12 protein-coding genes are annotated in these 17,143 nt (G+C 41.5%); 8 read left to right on the top strand and 4 right to left on the bottom strand.

Features of this window, described 5'->3' with window-relative positions; all coding sequences use genetic code 11:
- Positions 1-6: 6 nt before the first annotated feature.
- From rnr to Q0976_RS15975, 4 genes are all read left to right on the top strand, one after another.
- Positions 7-2,520, top strand: a complete 2,514-nt coding sequence (gene rnr, locus Q0976_RS15990; RefSeq protein ID WP_299494868.1) for a ribonuclease R — start codon at positions 7-9, stop codon at positions 2,518-2,520.
- Positions 2,521-3,273, top strand: coding sequence for a 23S rRNA (guanosine(2251)-2'-O)-methyltransferase RlmB (rlmB, locus tag Q0976_RS15985; RefSeq protein WP_299494867.1), 753 nt, complete (start codon positions 2,521-2,523; stop codon positions 3,271-3,273).
- A 579-nt stretch (positions 3,274-3,852) separates the two neighbouring features.
- Complete coding sequence (locus tag Q0976_RS15980; RefSeq protein ID WP_299494866.1) at positions 3,853-9,624, top strand: ATP-binding protein; 5,772 nt, start codon at positions 3,853-3,855, stop codon at positions 9,622-9,624.
- A gap of 872 nt (positions 9,625-10,496) precedes the next feature.
- Positions 10,497-10,877 (top strand): hypothetical protein, encoded by a 381-nt coding sequence (locus Q0976_RS15975; RefSeq protein ID WP_299494865.1) that lies wholly within the window; start codon positions 10,497-10,499, stop codon positions 10,875-10,877.
- A gap of 126 nt (positions 10,878-11,003) precedes the next feature.
- On the opposite strand, the gene Q0976_RS15970 is transcribed toward Q0976_RS15975, so the two are convergent.
- From Q0976_RS15970 to Q0976_RS15960, 3 genes are all read right to left on the bottom strand, one after another.
- A complete protein-coding gene (locus Q0976_RS15970; protein ID WP_299494864.1) occupies positions 11,004-11,603 on the bottom strand; it encodes a hypothetical protein in 600 nt (199 codons plus the stop codon).
- Between the two features lie 596 nt (positions 11,604-12,199).
- Complete coding sequence (locus tag Q0976_RS15965; protein ID WP_299494863.1) at positions 12,200-13,279, bottom strand: dual specificity protein phosphatase family protein; 1,080 nt, start codon at positions 13,277-13,279, stop codon at positions 12,200-12,202.
- An 895-nt stretch (positions 13,280-14,174) separates the two neighbouring features.
- Positions 14,175-14,918, bottom strand: coding sequence for a DUF481 domain-containing protein (locus tag Q0976_RS15960; RefSeq protein WP_299494862.1), 744 nt, complete (start codon positions 14,916-14,918; stop codon positions 14,175-14,177).
- Positions 14,919-15,196: 278 nt separating this feature from the next.
- Here Q0976_RS15960 and rpsF point away from each other — a divergent pair, with 278 nt between their 5' ends.
- The 4 genes from rpsF to rplI are packed head-to-tail and all read left to right on the top strand — an operon-like array spanning position 15,197 to position 16,656.
- Entirely contained in the window at positions 15,197-15,622 is a 426-nt protein-coding gene (rpsF, locus tag Q0976_RS15955) for a 30S ribosomal protein S6 (RefSeq protein WP_298772898.1), read from the top strand.
- A gap of 8 nt (positions 15,623-15,630) precedes the next feature.
- Complete coding sequence (priB, locus tag Q0976_RS15950; protein ID WP_299494861.1) at positions 15,631-15,936, top strand: primosomal replication protein N; 306 nt, start codon at positions 15,631-15,633, stop codon at positions 15,934-15,936.
- Positions 15,937-15,947: 11 nt separating this feature from the next.
- Complete coding sequence (rpsR, locus tag Q0976_RS15945; RefSeq protein ID WP_248939820.1) at positions 15,948-16,175, top strand: 30S ribosomal protein S18; 228 nt, start codon at positions 15,948-15,950, stop codon at positions 16,173-16,175.
- Positions 16,176-16,203: 28 nt separating this feature from the next.
- Positions 16,204-16,656, top strand: a complete 453-nt coding sequence (rplI, locus tag Q0976_RS15940; RefSeq protein WP_299494860.1) for a 50S ribosomal protein L9 — start codon at positions 16,204-16,206, stop codon at positions 16,654-16,656.
- Between the two features lie 88 nt (positions 16,657-16,744).
- Here rplI and Q0976_RS15935 read toward each other — a convergent pair whose 3' ends face one another.
- Positions 16,745-17,065, bottom strand: a complete 321-nt coding sequence (locus Q0976_RS15935; protein WP_299494859.1) for an HdeA/HdeB family chaperone — start codon at positions 17,063-17,065, stop codon at positions 16,745-16,747.
- Positions 17,066-17,143 lie beyond the last annotated feature (78 nt).

Here is a 17,143-nt window from a genome sequence, read left to right as displayed (position 1 = left end):
TAATGAATGATCAAAGATCCGCATTTAAAGCGTGAGCAAGAAAAGTATGACAACCCTATCCCTAGCCGTGAGTTTATTTTAGATCACTTACGCGCACAAACATCACCTCAAAATCGCGAGCAAATTGGTTTAGCGCTAAATATTGAAAGTGAAGAGCAAGTTGAAGCGTTAAGACGTCGCTTGCGCGCGATGGAAAGAGACGGAGAGTTGGTGTTTACTCGAGGGAAATCCTATGGATTGCCAGAGAGAATGGATCTGTTAACGGGTACCGTTATTGGACATAGAGATGGATTTGGTTTTCTCAAGTTAGAAGAAGGAGGCGATGACCTCTATATTAATAGCCGTGATATGTTGATGTATTTTCACGGCGATAAAGTGTTAGCACAAAAGGCCGGTGTCGATCGTAAAGGGCGCCGTGATGCCCGTATCGTCAGATTAGTGCAGCAAAGAGAAGCGGCCTTAGTGGGCCGTTTTCACCTTGATGGCGGGATGGCATTTGTCATCGCCGATGATAAGCGCATCACTCAAGAGATCCTCATTGCTGAAGAAGACAGAAAAGGCGCGCGCCAAGGGGATGTGGTCGTTGTTGAGTTGACTCGCCGCCCCGGCCGTTATGTTAAAGCTGCGGGTCAAGTCACTGAGGTACTCGGCAAACAAATGGCGCCGGGTATGGAGATTGAAATTGCGCTGCGCAATTATGATTTACCTCATACTTGGTCCAGTGTCATTGAGAAAAAGTTACGTCGTATTCCCGATGAAGTGACCGAGGCTGATAAAGCGGGTCGAATTGATTTACGTCACTTACCCCTTGTCACCATTGATGGCGAAGATGCACGAGATTTTGATGATGCGGTCTATGCTGAAACCAAAAAAAGTGGTGGCTGGCGTTTATGGGTGGCGATTGCCGATGTGAGTCATTATGTGCGCACAGAATCGGCACTCGATAGCGAGGCACGCGCTCGAGGTAACTCAGTGTATTTCCCGTCGCAAGTGATCCCCATGCTGCCGGAGAAGCTATCTAATGGTTTATGCTCGCTTAAACCTAACGTCGATCGTTTGTGCATGGTGGCTGAAATGACCGTATCGGCAAAAGGGAAATTGTCGAGCTATAAATTTTATCCGGCGGTGATGCACTCTCACGCTAGATTGACTTATACCCAAGTGGCGGCAATGTTAGAAGGGGGAGAAATAGAGAGAAAGCATGAACAAGTGTTCCCTCATTTACAAACCTTGCAGTCACTCTATTTAACCTTAGACGGCACACGGGCTCAGCGCGGCGCGATTGCTTTTGAGACCACTGAGACGCAGTTTATTTTTAATGAACAGCGTAAAATTGATAAAATTGTGCCTAGCACGCGTAATCAAGCGCATAAAATCATCGAAGAATGCATGATTTTAGCCAATGTGGCTTCGGCGAAATTTGTGAAGAAACATAAAGGTGAAGTCCTGTATCGAGTGCATGATTCACCTTCAGAGCAAAAGCTGACGCAGTTTAAAGATTTCTTAGCCGAACGTGGACTGACCATGACGGGCGGATTAGAGCCAGAGCCTAGCGATTATCAAGCGATTATGGATCAAGTGGCTGATAGGCCTGATGCCGAGCTTATTCAAGTCATGTTACTGCGATCAATGCGCCAAGCGACGTATACCCCCGACAATGAAGGCCATTTTGGTTTAGCATTAGACGAGTATTCACACTTCACCTCGCCTATTCGTCGTTATCCAGATTTAGTATTACATCGAGTGATCCGCTATTTATTGGCTAAAAATGCCGGCGGTGGTAATGATAAATGGACCAGTGATGGCGGCTTTCATTACCAATTAGATGAACTAGATCAACTTGGAGTTGAGTGTTCAACCACAGAGCGACGAGCAGACGAAGCCACTCGTGATGTGAATGATTGGCTTAAATGTGAGTTCATGCAAGATCACGTGGGTGACACCTTTGATGCCGTGATTGCCTCAGTGACACATTTTGGTTTATTTGTGCGTTTAAATAGCCTGTTTATTGAGGGGTTAGTGCACATTTCAAGTTTGGGCAGTGATTATTATCAATATGATAATATGCGTCAGCGTTTAGTGGGTGAAGCCACTAAACAAGTGTATCAAATTGGCGATGCTGTGACGGTCAAAGTCGCCGCTGTAGATCTAGACGATCGTAAGATTGATCTGGTGATGGTGGGCGAAGATAAAGGTCGTCGCCGTAAGGTGAGTAAGCCGATGACCGCACGGGAACGGGTTAATCGAGAAGGGGCAAAATTGGCACAGGGCTCAAAGACAGGTAGCACCAGTAGAGGAAGACGCAAAGTCCAAACCGGCGAAGGCAACGTAGAGGGTGGCGATGTAAAATCGGAAAAGCCTAAGAGCCGAAGCCAGAAAGGCCGTCGTAAAACCAGTGCAAATAAAGGTGGCAGCGCTAAGGCTTCTACGAGTAAAGCGGGCACTAAAGCCTCTGTGAAAAAATCAAAAACGTCGGCCAAAAAAGCCAAGACGACTAAGCGTAAAGCGAGTAAGAAGTAAATGAAGAAACAAGATATCACGTTTGGTATTCACGCTGTGGGTGCCGTATTAGAGAATAGCCCTGAGCGGGTGATTGAAATGTGGGTTCTACAAGGGCGTGACGATAAACGTCTGGCGCCTTTGTTAACCAAAGCCGTAGAGTATGGCGTATCAATACAATATGCTTCGCGCAAAGCCTTGGATGACAAATCCAGTGGTGCTCAGCATCAAGGCGTCGTTGCAAAAGTGAAAGCGGCTAAAGTACTTAATGATAATGAATTGAGTGCATTGCTGGCCCAAGTAAAAGCGGATGATACTAAAACGCCTTTCTTTCTTATTTTAGATGGTGTGACCGATCCCCATAATTTAGGTGCTTGCTTGCGAAATGCCGATGCTGCGGGTGTGCAAGGTGTGATTGTCCCTAAAGATAACTCCGTTGGTTTAACGCCTGTGGTGAGTAAAGTGGCCTGCGGCGCCGCAGAAATCGTGCCGCTATTTCAGGTGACCAATTTAGCGCGCACCATGCGTTACTTGCAAGAGCAAGGTGTGTGGATAGTGGGTGCGGCCGGTGAAGCCGATTGTGAGTTATATCAAGCGGATTTAAAAGGCCCGATCGCCATTGCCATGGGCGCCGAAGGCAAAGGGTTACGCCGATTAAGCCGTGAAAGCTGTGATACCTTAGTGTCTATTCCTATGGTTGGCTCAGTGTCAAGTTTGAATGTATCGGTCGCAACCGGTATTTGCTTGTTTGAGGCTGTGCGCCAACGATTGTAGGCTTATTGCTCATTCGATAAGGTTTAATGAGTTTAACTAAACCGTTTTTTGTACTTGGTGGTTTGGTTTTTAGCATATCGCTACTATTCTTTTTGCGCAGCTTAGCTGCGTTGGGTGAGAAGTCATATGTTCTCACTTATGACGGTGGTTCTTGGTCATTAAGCTGCGCTTAATGAAAAATCGTGGATTCCCATCCACACTGGGCCAAAGGGGATCAACAGCAATCCCCCTTGGAACTCTGTGCCGTCCCTAGCGGAGCAAAGCGCTTTATTATTCAAAAAACAAGAATAGCTATCGCCTCATATTCACCGTCCGTGGTTCACCTAAGGCTATTTCGGCATCCATGCCTCAATTACGTTATTCTTGATTGAATTATCTCAGCAGCTCCGATGGGGGTCCTTAAAAGCAAAAGTCAAAGCAAGATGGTTTCTTCGAAGTGGGTTTTGATGGTTTTGGAGATGGATGACTGCAAGTTAAGTTCATTAGTATCTGATGGTAAACATATTGTTATTTATGTAAAAAAGTAAATCTGTTAGTCTGAGTTAATGAGCGTCTAGTTTCAAGGTGTTTTCGAGTTTCATGAGAGTAAAAAATTCTGCGATTATTTATACAGGCTATGATTATCAAACGCTGCAGGGAGTGAAGCTACTTGCGGAATGGCTTCATGGTCCCACTCAGTATGTCAGGGTGGCATTTGAAGCCGATATAGATAGTAATGAAACACCTGAAGGTATAGATGATGTTGTCTGTGAACGACCAAATGGCATTAAAGATTTTTGGCAAGTAAAATTTACCCCCTCCCCTGAGAAGGATGAAAACTGCCTTATGTGGGATTGGCTGTTAAAGATTTCAGGTAAAACAGCTAGATCTCGTTCCATTCTAAAAAAACTCTACGATGCTATTGTGGCTGTACCTGCTGAAAAGCTCGGGGATGTTGTTCTTCTAACCAACAAGCGGCCGGACAGGTCTATGGAATCCTGTCTACGTGGTTCGAAAGTAGACTTTAATCAGGTTGATGAAGATACACAGTGTGAGATTATTAGCCAATTAGGAAGCCATGAGGCTGCTACGTTTCTTTTTTCGAAGCTTGCTGTTCAACATAGTGATGGAGACTACCTTACGATAAAACGTAGTGTTCGAGCTGAGCTTCTAAAGTTTTCTGACGATACAGGTGTTGAACGGCTTGTAGCAAGAGCACGTGAATGGGCAATGTTTCAGAACAATCCACCAGAAAGTGGTTGGATTTATCTTCATCATGTTAGAGAAATCTTATCACCAAAAAGGCCGGAACCTATACCTGAAATATTCTCAGTACCTGAAGATTACTGCCTTCCTAACTCAGATTTTCACAGGGGTCTACTGACTAAACTTAACCATTCAAATGGTGAGGTTATTACTCTAACGGGTAAGCCTGGTGTTGGAAAAAGTACATATCTATCGTTTTTGTGCCAAGAGCTTGAAGATCTGGAAGTTCCGTTAATACGTCACCACTATTTCTTATCGTTGGGTGACACAACTGAAGACAGACTAAGCCCAAGAATTGTTGCTGAGTCCCTGTTGCATCAAATCAATAGCTTTCACAAAGAGTCAAATGCAAGCACATCCCTACCGGAAAACTTACGTGATGCACTGTTAACCTGCGCAAATTACTACAAAGGCAAGGGAAAACCTTTTGTTGTATTGATTGATGGACTGGATCATGTTTGGCGAGATAACGCTAAGAATAAAAAACCATTGGATGAAACCTTCAGGCAATTGCTCCCAGCAACAGACAACTTAGTGGTACTTGTCGGTACGCAACCAGTTGATGATGAATTGCTTCCTTACACATTGCTTACTCATTCTTCTAAGAATGAATGGTATTGGTTGCCTGAAATGTCTGGAAATTCGATATACGAGTTTTTAAAACTTCATATTGAATCTGGTCGGTTATTCTTAAACTGCCATGAGAATCATGTTGATGAAGAGATTAAGAAAAGTGCTAGCGCGTTATTAGATACTACAAATGGCTACCCTTTGCATGTAATTTATTCATCTGAGTATCTGTCTCATCATGGATTAGCACTTTTTCCCTGGCAAATTGAGAAGCTTCCTCCATGTTCCGATGGCAATATTACTACTTACTATTCTGAGCTTTGGCGTAACCTTAATTATAGACAAAAGGATGTTCTTCACCTATGCAGTGGTTTTCATTTTGCGTGGCCGAGACAGGCGATTGGTACAGTTGTAAAAGATAATCACGAATATGCACCGAGTGTAGATGCGGTTGCACATATGCTGTCAGAGGGAGCCTGTGGCGTAAGGCCTTTTCATGAAAGCCTAGTAGTATTTGTACGAAATCAGGAAGAGCATCAAGAGAGAATAAACGCATTGCTGCCATGTGTATGTGAATGGTTGAGTTTGAGTGCCCCGACACACCTCAAAGATAATTGGCTTTGGTCTAGTTTGGCTCGGGGGGGCGACTCTTCCGAGTTGCGACAGGGAGTTACTCGAGACTGGGTGCTTGATAAGCTTATTATTGGAATGCCTGCTAGATCATGCATTCGACTGTTAGCTGAAGCAGAAACCTATGCGATCCATAAGCTCGAGTATGCAGAGGCATATCGGCATAGAGCACTAAAAACCAGGCTTATCAATGGTCCTGAGTTCCAGACATGGGATTCTACTAACTTGGAAATGCTCTCTCTAATTGTCGCTGATGAGCCATCTCTGAATGAAATAGTCTCTGGACAAAACGAGTATTTACCAACCAAGTTATCCATATTGGCAATTGCATTATGGTATAGAGGGGCAGTTGATCAAGCAGAGCTATTATCGCAGAAGGCTATTGATCGATATCGAGCTAAAACCAAACTCTTGTCTTCACGACACTCTCAAGATAACGAAGCTGAAGCTGCTGCATTGATAAAAGCAGGAGTATTAACTGATAGCCTTAACTACGATGCAATTTTTGAAGGAGGAAACTTCTCTAATTGGCCCGACGGATATGTGGCTAGTTTTAGACTTGCATGCTGCACAAAAAAAGAGCTTAGTCTGCTCTTCAGGGCTTGGCAGTGTTTACCTCGTGATTCAAATCATATTGGTCAAATTGAACTTGATGCAATTAGATTAAGCATTGTCGAGGGTGCAGATATTGCCTGTAGGCCAGAATATAGCTTTTTTTCCTCGCAACAGTTATCTCAGTTTTTAGATATATTCTCTAAGAAAAGATTCGCCAGTATTGAAACTCACCATTTTGATGACCAGTCGTCGACAGCCTTCAAAGTTGAACAGACGAGCAGTTATCATAGTTGGTTTTTTTCTTCACTTTGTATCAGATTAAATGCGGAAGGCGACTACTCTTGGTTACCAGTAAGTGCAATATCAGATCGAGCGGATGTGTCAGCTCATTATGATTTACTCAATGAGCTTACAGATAGGATCGCAAATGAACTTTTAGCAGGAAACACATTAAACTTTAACGTAGTTTGTGCGATGTTTCGGTTGAGGCCAATATTAGATGAGGTTCAATGGGAGACACGGAGAGCCGATATAGCTTTAAAGCGCGATTGGATTGAAATTGCAGCCGATTGTCACCTGATAACAACCAAATCTGAAGTTTCGCGTGATGAACTAAAGCAAACTGTTGACTCTGGTGTGTTCAGAGTTGACTGGCTACGGCTATGGTATAAGGAGGTAGGTCTCAAGCTGTTAGACGATGATGCAGCGGAACTGCTTATTGAGCTCGAAGAGGATCGGCAGTTAAATGAGCTAGAAGAAACAATTGAGAATTCTAATGCTTACCTCGAACTCGCTCAAATAGCATTTCAACACGATAAATTATCCCTTTTTGAAAAATGTTTGAGAAAAACATGGGATTTCGTACTCGGTTATGGGCATCACAAAGACCCCACCATTTTTAATATTTTGAAGGCGGTGGAATACCTTTCTGAAGCTGAACCAGGTTCAGCTCTGGAAATATTAGAGCGAATATCACCGATAGTTTTCAATATATCTGAGTTTACCGATGGGGATGAAACTAGGCATTCTAAGCATTCCATATCTTCGCTATTGGCAAGATTAAACCCACAGACAGCGGCTTCAGTTTATGAGCAGGAGCTCAGCGATGGCGAATGGTATTATGCTGAAGAGACAATTCTAAGATTGCTTGAAAGGTGTGACTTTTCTTCGCCCATTACTAAACATTTATATCTGACAGGATTGCACTCAAGCTGTTACCAAATTCTTAGAGAAAAGATTGAACAAGGAAATCCACAGGCCATTCATATCACTGATGAAATAGATAGTCTGCTTGGTATTAAAGTTCAAAATATGGCTGAAGATAAGCATTCATCAACTGATGAACTTGATGAAAAAATTTCGTTGCAGCCATCGGATTATCCGCCTGAAAAATTCGAAGAGCTGACAGCAGCGCTCAAAGGAAAATACAGCATCAGTGAATTTTGGAAGACTTGGTACAAATATTGGTGTGCCCAGGGTAAGGAACGTGAATTGTTGCAACAGTTGATTCCACAAATATATACATTTATTGATCGTTTTGGTAACAAACGATACTTATTAGATCTTCTTTTTTTCAGTGTTAAAAAGTTAAATGGTAAAGCGAAAGCCTTTGATATTTTAGTTGCAGCTCACAAGGCGATGGGAGGTTGGTCTGATTGGTATGAACGTTCAGAAAACAGCATCAGTCGGCTTAAGGTAGTTGCAGAGCAATACCCTAAAAAAATTGATGAATTCATAAAGCTAACAACATCGCAGCAGGATAGCTGGACAGATAAGTTTGGCAGTCTAATTATTCCAAATGATAAGTTAGTATTTTTGCTTTCTCATAGTGGAAGGAAAGATGAGGCGCTTAAGCTAACGTTAGCGATGGTTGAAAGCCTGGAGGATAGCGTTCGCAATCTTCAACTGATAAAACCAGTCTGGGATTGGCGTCAAGATGACTCTCTCGAAGAAGCATTGGTCAAGTCGTTAATTTCAAGGCTTAAGCTCCCAATACCTTCTGTTAAGCTGTGGGCAATAGACCAGCTTTCACTGCTTTTAATAGCTCAGCACCCAAGAGTTGAAGAGTTGTTGAAGGAAGACTTGATAAATAGAAAGCAGGAGTCTGAGTGTATAGAAGTGTTATGCGTATTTTTCATTGCGAAGTCTAAGGGCTATGTTTGCCCAAATGATCTAGGTCACTACATCAAAGCAAGGTCCACACTGTCAGATCTAATACTCTCAGAATTGATATCAACCCCAGAAGATTTTGGGGAGTATGCTTATCCATTCTCTCCTTTTGTTAGTTTGGATAAAGGAAACAATCGATTCGAATATTATCAGGGAAACCATGTGCCTCTACTGTACAATTCATGGTTGAAAAAAGAAGAGCGAAGAACCGGTCTGCCCTTTACCGGTTATTACCAATCTGAATGGAACAGTACATTCGAATATCAACCTTCTACAGCAACAATCATTGATTACTTTTTTAGTGGTGATAGGCACAGAACTACCGGGCAATTTTATACGCAAGCGAGTCATCGTGGTCGCTCTGCATATCTGAGAACAATAGAAGTGGCAAAGCAATTCTACTGTATGCCCGATTCTTATGCTGAGCATTTATCAGTACTGGCACTCCCCATCGAGCCTGCGTACATGGAGCTTGTCCCTCAAAAACCAACATGGCTGCCAGAATGGGATCGAGATAATTCCCCCGATAGGGATAGTTTGATTAGTTTTGTTGAAGAAGCTTTGGCGAATTTTGAAAGAGAAGATAACACTCTTGGCCTGTTAGCGCTTTCATTGCCTATTAAGCTTGATGATGACCGGTGGATTGATTTAACTGTTGTAAAAGCGATAACTGATTTAGCTTTAGAAGCTGACATTCCGATAGATGAACGTTCTGGTTGCCTATCAGTTGGCAACCTCCTAGATAAGAACTTGTCTTATGAGTTTGATGAGAGTGTAAAGTCTGAAGTCACTGTATTAGCGGGTACTCCATATCCGTTTATGAGATATGGTCATTGGCACTCTGATCTCGAATCACGAGGGCTCTATGTCCCTAAGTGCAATATTGATGGCAAAAAAATTATCGGATCTTCTGACGGTGGTCTATTTTGTTACTCTGTTGATGGCGATAAAGTTGGTTTCTCAGCATTCTGGTATAACTATTGGCAACCTGTCCATCCGAAAGGAGTTCACTCTCTTTGTGGTTCTTACACTGCGGTCATCAGGGAAAATGTAGGGGAATGGCTAAGCTCAAGTGGCAGACAGGATAAGAGCTGTTATGTCTGCAAAACCATAGTGCTTACATCTGAAGATAGCTTTAGGGAGTTTAATCAGCAAGAGATTGAGTTCGTTGTATTATGTTGATGTATCAATTGACTTCTTGCTCAATTCACTTGTTTGTTTAATAACTCCTCCAAAACTGATCTTGAATTCACTTTGAACCTATTCCAATAAAGTATCGGTCAATGATTTATACCTTGGGGCAAAAGGGGATTTAATAATCCCACTTCATTTCCAAATGCGCTATTTGCAATTGTAGCCTTTGTTTTGTAATAAGGTGATGACATCACCGTGGTCGTTTAATAAGGTTGATTATCTTGCCTGATGTAAACATGAGTTGGTACTCAACTGGGTCGTGATTTAGGGGGTTGTAGATCACGACTATTATCGTCACTTTTAAGTAAAGTTTGATGGTACTTTTTATCAATTCAGCTCAACTGAATTGAAGACCATGACTCTCACCCATACTTTTCATGGGCAAGGAAGATTGCTTGTATATAACAAGATCCTGTTTAAACACCAGTTCAACATATCGCTTGCAGCGGGCTAATGTGCAAGTAACTATCGTGACGCTGTAAACTGTATGGATAGCTGGAAATGTCGGGAACATTTTGGCCATGGGCGCTCTGCGATGTCATCCCTGAATTTGACCTTTCCCCATTCTTAATAAAGATAAGTCGTGAAATAATATGATCCCCACAATAGAAACGGATAGATTATTGCTGCGACACTTTCATCTAGCTTAAGTATTAATGAATGATGACAATATCGCGGCGCGAAAATTAGTCAGGAGATTAGACGGACTAAAGGTGAAAAGAGATATCTTTCCTGATGGTTTAACGCGGGATATTTATCACTTGCCATTGCCTAATTAACATCATTGTTTTTTTAGAACGTTAAATAGTGATCTAATGTTATACTGTTTAAATAAGTTTATAAATTTAATGGAATATTTAATGAAGAACTTAATGAAGAGCTCAATGAAAAATATTGTTGTGGCAGGACTCGTCTTTGCCGCCTCTTTACTGTCTTTTAGTGCCTTTTCGGCGACTGGTGGGCGAACAGGCTATATTGATTTGACTGATAACAAGCTACAACTTATTTCAGGTACAGAATCGACGTCAAGATTATATGTCTATAATGTGGAATTTAACGGTAGCGAGTGCAGTAAAAAGACCACTGGGGTATTATACTTCTCTGAGTTTTTGGCCAAAGAAATGTATTCTATGTTGCTGGCAGCCAAAGCATCCAATAAACGAGTTGAATTGATCGCGAACGATTGTGTCACCATTTCAGGTAGTACAGTACCTAAAATCAGTTCTATTTATTTAGAATAATGCGATTCGTTGTCGAGTGTGCTGACTCAAGTGAACGCTTGTCTTTATGCTCGTATAATAGAAAAAGTGCCATCATTATGATGGCACTTTTGTTTGTTCTATTGGTTTTTTAAAGCCGCGGGACCATTACTGCTCAAAGGCCACGGTTCTATGTTGGCAGCGATAAATATCGGCCATGACAGAGGTTGGGCGGCCATTGCTGGCATCGACAATTTTAGTGATATGAAAACGGTTTCCGCCTTGCATATAGGTTTCATTAGCCAGTTCAACCTCTAAGCTGTGTGGTGAGGTTTTTTCAATCATATGAGTGGTGAGCACTTTACAGTTTTGATTTTCAATTTCTGCAAACGTAATAGGTTTGACGCTGTTGGCGCCAGGCAGTAACTGGATTGTGCCCGCTGGCTTTGCATCATAAGCAGTGATAATAGGGCACTTGAATAAGGTTGCATCAACATTCACTGGGCGCTGTTTTCTTTTTTCAATCACATTGGTGATCAAGTAGCGGTTAGCACCCGCTAAATAGGTCTGGTTTTTTAGCTCTGGCTGCAGGTTGTTAGGGTGCTCTGTTTTAACATTGAAGCTTTTAACAAATTCACATTTATCATGCGCTGCTTGAGCAGCCGTAATAGGGACAACATTACTGGCTTCTAGCATGACGGGGATTTTTTTAGTGGCGCAGCCCGTGATGCCGAAGGCTAACAATGAAGCGATAATGATATTTCTCATCGAGTAATTCCTTATAATCCTTTATATTGTTAAGCGGTTAACGATTAATGAAGTCGACAAGTATATGTTTTTATTGTTAAGCCTGATACTAGATTTATGCAGAAATGTCGGTTTTATTATCTAAAATAGAGTGGGTTAGACTAAAGTAGGTTGAGGGTGTGAACTTTCATTCACACTTGTGAGCTTCTCATTAAGCTGCGCTTAATGGAAGATCGTGGATTCCCATCCACATCGGGCCAAAAGGGGATCCAGAGCAATCCCCTCTTGGATCACCTTGCAGCCCCTTACGAAGCTAAACGCCTCATATTTTATTAAAAGTCATTACTATCGCCTCATATTCACCATCCTTAGTCCAACTAAGGCTACTGCGGCATTCATGCCTTACTCACGTAATGACTGATAAAATGATCTCGGCAGCTCCGATGGGGGAACGAAAGCAAAAGCTGTGCGCTGCTTCGATATTTGTTTACTTAAACTGTGATCGAGGTTGAACATGGATTTAGTACAAACTAGTGATGGGTTGAGCTTGTACTCGCTACACTTCCTTGTGCGGTAGAGGAGGTTACCTTTTATAATAGTGCTTAGTATCTATGGGGTTAGGCTAATACATGTTGGCTAACGTTAAATTTGTGGCTTGAAGTCAGTGATGTGTACATATCTTGTAAAGCCAGAACATCTTCTGTTCGTTCAACCGCGGCTTCATGGCCATCGCTTCTCACTTTCAAAATACAGTCTACAACAGCTTTATTGACTGTTGTGGTATTGCCATCGTAGTGTGTTTCAATGGTTGCCGTTTCATTTGTGAGTGTATTTTTATCTATTTGCTCCATTAGCATTTTTTCGAGTAAATAAGCCGATTTTACTGTGCCAGAACGCCCATCTCCAGCACCGCAATGAATGGCGACTTTTTGCCCTTTAGATTCGAGTTCATTAATTTGTGTCACAATATCCATTAACTTATTCTTTGGAAGTTCGCCTTTGTCAAAGAAATCTTCAATATGAAAGGCTTTTTCATTGACATGGCTGATATTTTTTTGAGCTAATATTGCTTTGATGTCTTTGGGTTGAGTATCATCAATTGAGAGCAATACGTTAGCCCCGTGGCTTTGCAGCATAGTCGCATAAGATTCTAAATCACCTGAGGGGCGTTTAGTCGACATGAGTGTCCCTTCAGGTAAGGTATGTAAGTTAAATCTGTCTTCGACTTTGGTGGTTTCATTCTCAGTCAGTGGTAAAATGTCTGGCAGTGATAATTCAGAGTCACTTCCCCAGCCAGAATCTAAGTCAATATTAAGTAAACAGCTATCGATAATATCAGAAAAAGTGTCGTTAATATCATTGTTTATATTTTCAAATGTTTGTAGTTGGTATCCGTCTATTTTATAAGTGACATTACCTAGCCCATCATTGTCTCGAGTGAATTTATCTTTACTTGCTGGAGCTGCCAACTCTTTTAACTCATCAAATTGTTGTTTAAAAGTTGTTTCATCACTGGTGTTTTTCATCATTTCAACAAACAATGATTTAGCTTCGAATCTTTTTGCACCGTCAAATAAGTCTGCAATTTTGTCAAAAGCTTGATCCCATTTTGAATAACCTTTTTTATTAAGTGTCTCTACATCAATCTCGACTTGAAGGCTTGGGTTGCTAGTAGAAGAAATATTAAAACTTGTCATAAACCTATATTAATCAATTAAGCTGTGGTTGAATAAAATTAGCTTTTTGTCTAGTGAACGAATATCAGATTTATTAAATATTATTAATTTTCATTTATTGATTTATATTTAAATTCCAATTTCAATCGTAACTTTATGATTATTTTTGATTTTTATTTTACTTATCAATTAATTATTGTTAATAACTTGTTTGTGTTGGTTTGTTCTAGTGGTAAGGATTAGGGGGGTAAACATAAGAAAACTGTATTGATTGTAAAATAACCTTGCTTCAATGAGCGAAAATAATGGATATGTTGAATAGGATTAAATGGTATTGATTGACATTGTAAGCCAGACCAATATTACTTGGGAGGCATTTAACTTTATCACTGACCATATAACCAATCCAACGCCCCTTTGGTCGAGCTAAGGTTACAGTGGGACAATACGATTACACGACTTGATAATTCATCAAATGAGTTTCAGACAGTGAGCTTACAAGTTGCATTGGTGCAGTTTGAGAGAGTGGATTAGCAGCGAGATTTATTCTTAGTGGTTTGTAACCTACAAACCTACTTCGAAGAAGTGATCTGCTTGGGCTTTTATAGCCCCCATCGAAGTAGATTTAATTATTCGATAAAAAATATCGTGATTGAGACAGGAAGTCGAAAATAGCCTTAGGTGAGCCAGGGATGGTGAATATAAGGCGATAGATATTTTTGTCTATCGAGAATTAAAGTGCCTTACTTCGTTGGGCGTTATGGAGATCATTAGGAGAATAAGGACGAGCAGTCCTCCTAATCTCTGTGTGAGTGAGAGCTCACGACCTTAGCCTCATCGCAGGGTGAAGGTTACAAGGTAACCTTCCTGAGCGAAAAACATGGATGTTGTAAGAAGATAAAATTCCGCCATACCTTTACTGAAAGGTATACAGCAAGCCTATGGTCGTAATCGTATCGGTTTGTTTGGTGCCATCGGGTACCACTTGGGTGTATTTCATGACAGTGCCTATGGTGAAGGCCCAGTCTTGAAACAGGGTGTTTTTATAACTGATATCCAGACCGACGGTATTGTTCTCGGCGCCGACCTCTGAGGTGAGCGCCGCATTTAAACTCGTGTATTCTTGCATTTTAAATTCAAAAATTGCCGCTGAACGTAAAATGATATCTTTATTGGCACTGGGATTGGGTTCACTGTCAGTGGCAATCGCTAAGTTATAACGGTAACCAGGGCCGACTTCTAAACTTAATTTGGTCTTGCTGTTACTGACAGCATCGAAACCATAACCACTGGACACGGTATAAATGCGAGTATAACTGCCGAATCGATCCCAAGTGCCGTCACCTCGGCCGAAGACATAACCGCTATCAAGTTTATAGTTTGATTGCAATTGTAAATCATACCGCTCAGACGTCGAACTTTGTGAGTCTGCGGCATAATAGGCTTTCATTGTCGCTTCTTGTTTCGCCGTGGTTGTGTCGTAAACAAATTTGGTTCTACCATTAAAACTTGTGGCATTAGTATTACCAGTATTGAGCTGAAAGCCGCCTTCAATTTCGGCAGTAAAATCACTGGGTGGTTCTTTAAAATCGGGTGGAACTAATGCCTGTGCAGAAAAGGGGAGCCCTAATACACAGACAACAACAATAGCTCTTAACATGACACTGAATTCTTGAGACCTTGCTAGCCTAAATTAGTTTTTTCTAATAAGGCCGTATCATACCGATAATCTTAAATCGCGCAAAGTGAATTAGGGTTAAATATATTCAACTTTATGACGTTAAGATCTTTTCCCCTTACTGTGGGGGATAGCGCTTGAATTCTAGGGGTGTTTTATGTAATACTGCGCCGCTTAATTCAGTCACTTTAATTCGTTCCTTGCCTCTATTTGGGCCGACTGAACCAAGAATGAGGCTAGATAACCGTAAGGAGCAAAAAATGCGTCATTATGAGATCGTATTTTTGGTTCACCCTGATCAGAGTGAACAAGTACCTGGCATGATTGAGCGTTACACGGGTATTTTTACCCAAGCTGGCGGTCAAGTTCATCGTTTAGAAGATTGGGGCCGTCGTCAATTGGCTTACCCAATCATCGAATTGCACAAAGCTCACTATGTTCTTATGAACGTAGAGACAACTGCAGAATCGATTGAAGAATTAGAAACAGCTTTCCGTTTCAACGACGCTGTTCTGCGTAGCATGGTTATGCGTACTAAAGCTGCCATCACTGAAGCCTCTCCAATGGCTAAAGCAAAAGACGAGCGTGATACTCGTCGTTCTAATGACAGTGAGCGTGAAGAACGCCCTGCAGTAGAAGCTGCTGCTGAAGAAGTGAACGAAAGCGCTGAAAACACAGCTGAGTAAGTTTTTCTGTGTTCACTAACCAGCTGAGTTTATCTGGTGTGATTACACGCAGTCGGCGATTTGATAGTCCAGCAGGCATATCCCATGTGGTATTGCAGTTGGAACACAAATCCCAACGTTTTGAAGCACGAATGCTCAGAAACGTGTATTGCCAGATACAAGTGGTATTAAGTGGAGAAGGGTTTAATCACCTAGCAGAACAACTGAAAATTGGCGTCGCAATTCAAGTGGACGGTTTTATTGCTCAACAACAGAGTAGAAATGGTCAATCTCGCTTGGTATTACACGCTGAAAATGTCGAATTGAAAACTTAGGAGACTGTCATATGGCACGTTATTTCCGCCGTCGCAAATTCTGTCGTTTCACCGCTGAAGGTGTAACACAGATCGATTATAAAGATATTGTTACTCTAAAGAACTATATCACTGAAAGTGGTAAAATTGTTCCTAGCCGTATCACTGGTACGAATGCTAAATATCAACGTCAACTAGCTCGCGCTATCAAGCGTGCTCGTTATCTTTCTCTACTGCCGTACACTGATTTACATCAGTAATACTGCAATCATTTAGAGGAATTAAATAATGAACGTTATTTTACTTGATAAAATTGCTAACCTAGGCAACTTAGGTGACCAAGTTTCAGTTAAAGCGGGTTACGCACGTAACTTCCTTTTACCACAAGGTAAAGCGGTTATTGCGAATGCTTCAAACACTGAAGTATTTGAAGCGCGCCGTGCTGAACTAGAAGCTAAATTAGCGGGTGAATTAGCTACTGCTAATGCTCGTGCTGAGAAACTTGCTGCATTAGAAAGCGTTGTTATCGCGTCTAAAGCGGGTGACGAAGGCAAGCTATTTGGTTCAATTGGTAACCGTGATATTGCTGATGCAGTAACAGCTGCTGGTGTTGAATTGGCTAAAAGTGAAGTTCGTCTTCCACTAGGTGCATTACGCAACACTGGTGATTTCGAAGTTGAAGTCCAGTTACACACTGAAGTTAAAGCGATTGCAAAAATCTCTGTTGTTGCAGAAGATTAATTGTCGCTAGTACTTTAAAAAAACACCGCTTTAAGCGGTGTTTTTTTATTTACAATAGACCATATTAGCTTGCTATATTCGTTTTAACTTAATGAGTGTCGTTAGGCTTTTGAGGGAGTAACCCTGTTTTAGTTGATGCTTTTACGGCATCAGAGACTTTTGCTTTAGGCTTATTCTTACAAAAATCAACAACATCGTCGACTTGAACGTTATCGAGTTCATCAACTTCAACAACATCCACATTACCAGCATCGTCAACTCCGACGAGGTAGCCCACAACAACAGGTACAAGATCATCATCTACCTGTAAAAAGTCTTCACATTTTAGATCTTTCACTTTGGTATGTGCAGCCATACTGAATGGACTGATAAATAACAATGACATAAAGATGATCGGTAAAAATTTCATATCGCTCTCCAAATTAACATCATGAGTAATAGACATGAACTCTAATGAGCTGTCCTTAGGCGGCTATGTCCGTGCCCA

Source organism: uncultured Shewanella sp. (assembly GCF_947501665.1).
Classification (GTDB): Bacteria; Pseudomonadota; Gammaproteobacteria; order Enterobacterales; family Shewanellaceae; genus Shewanella.
This window is presented reverse-complemented; position numbering and strand designations above follow the sequence as displayed.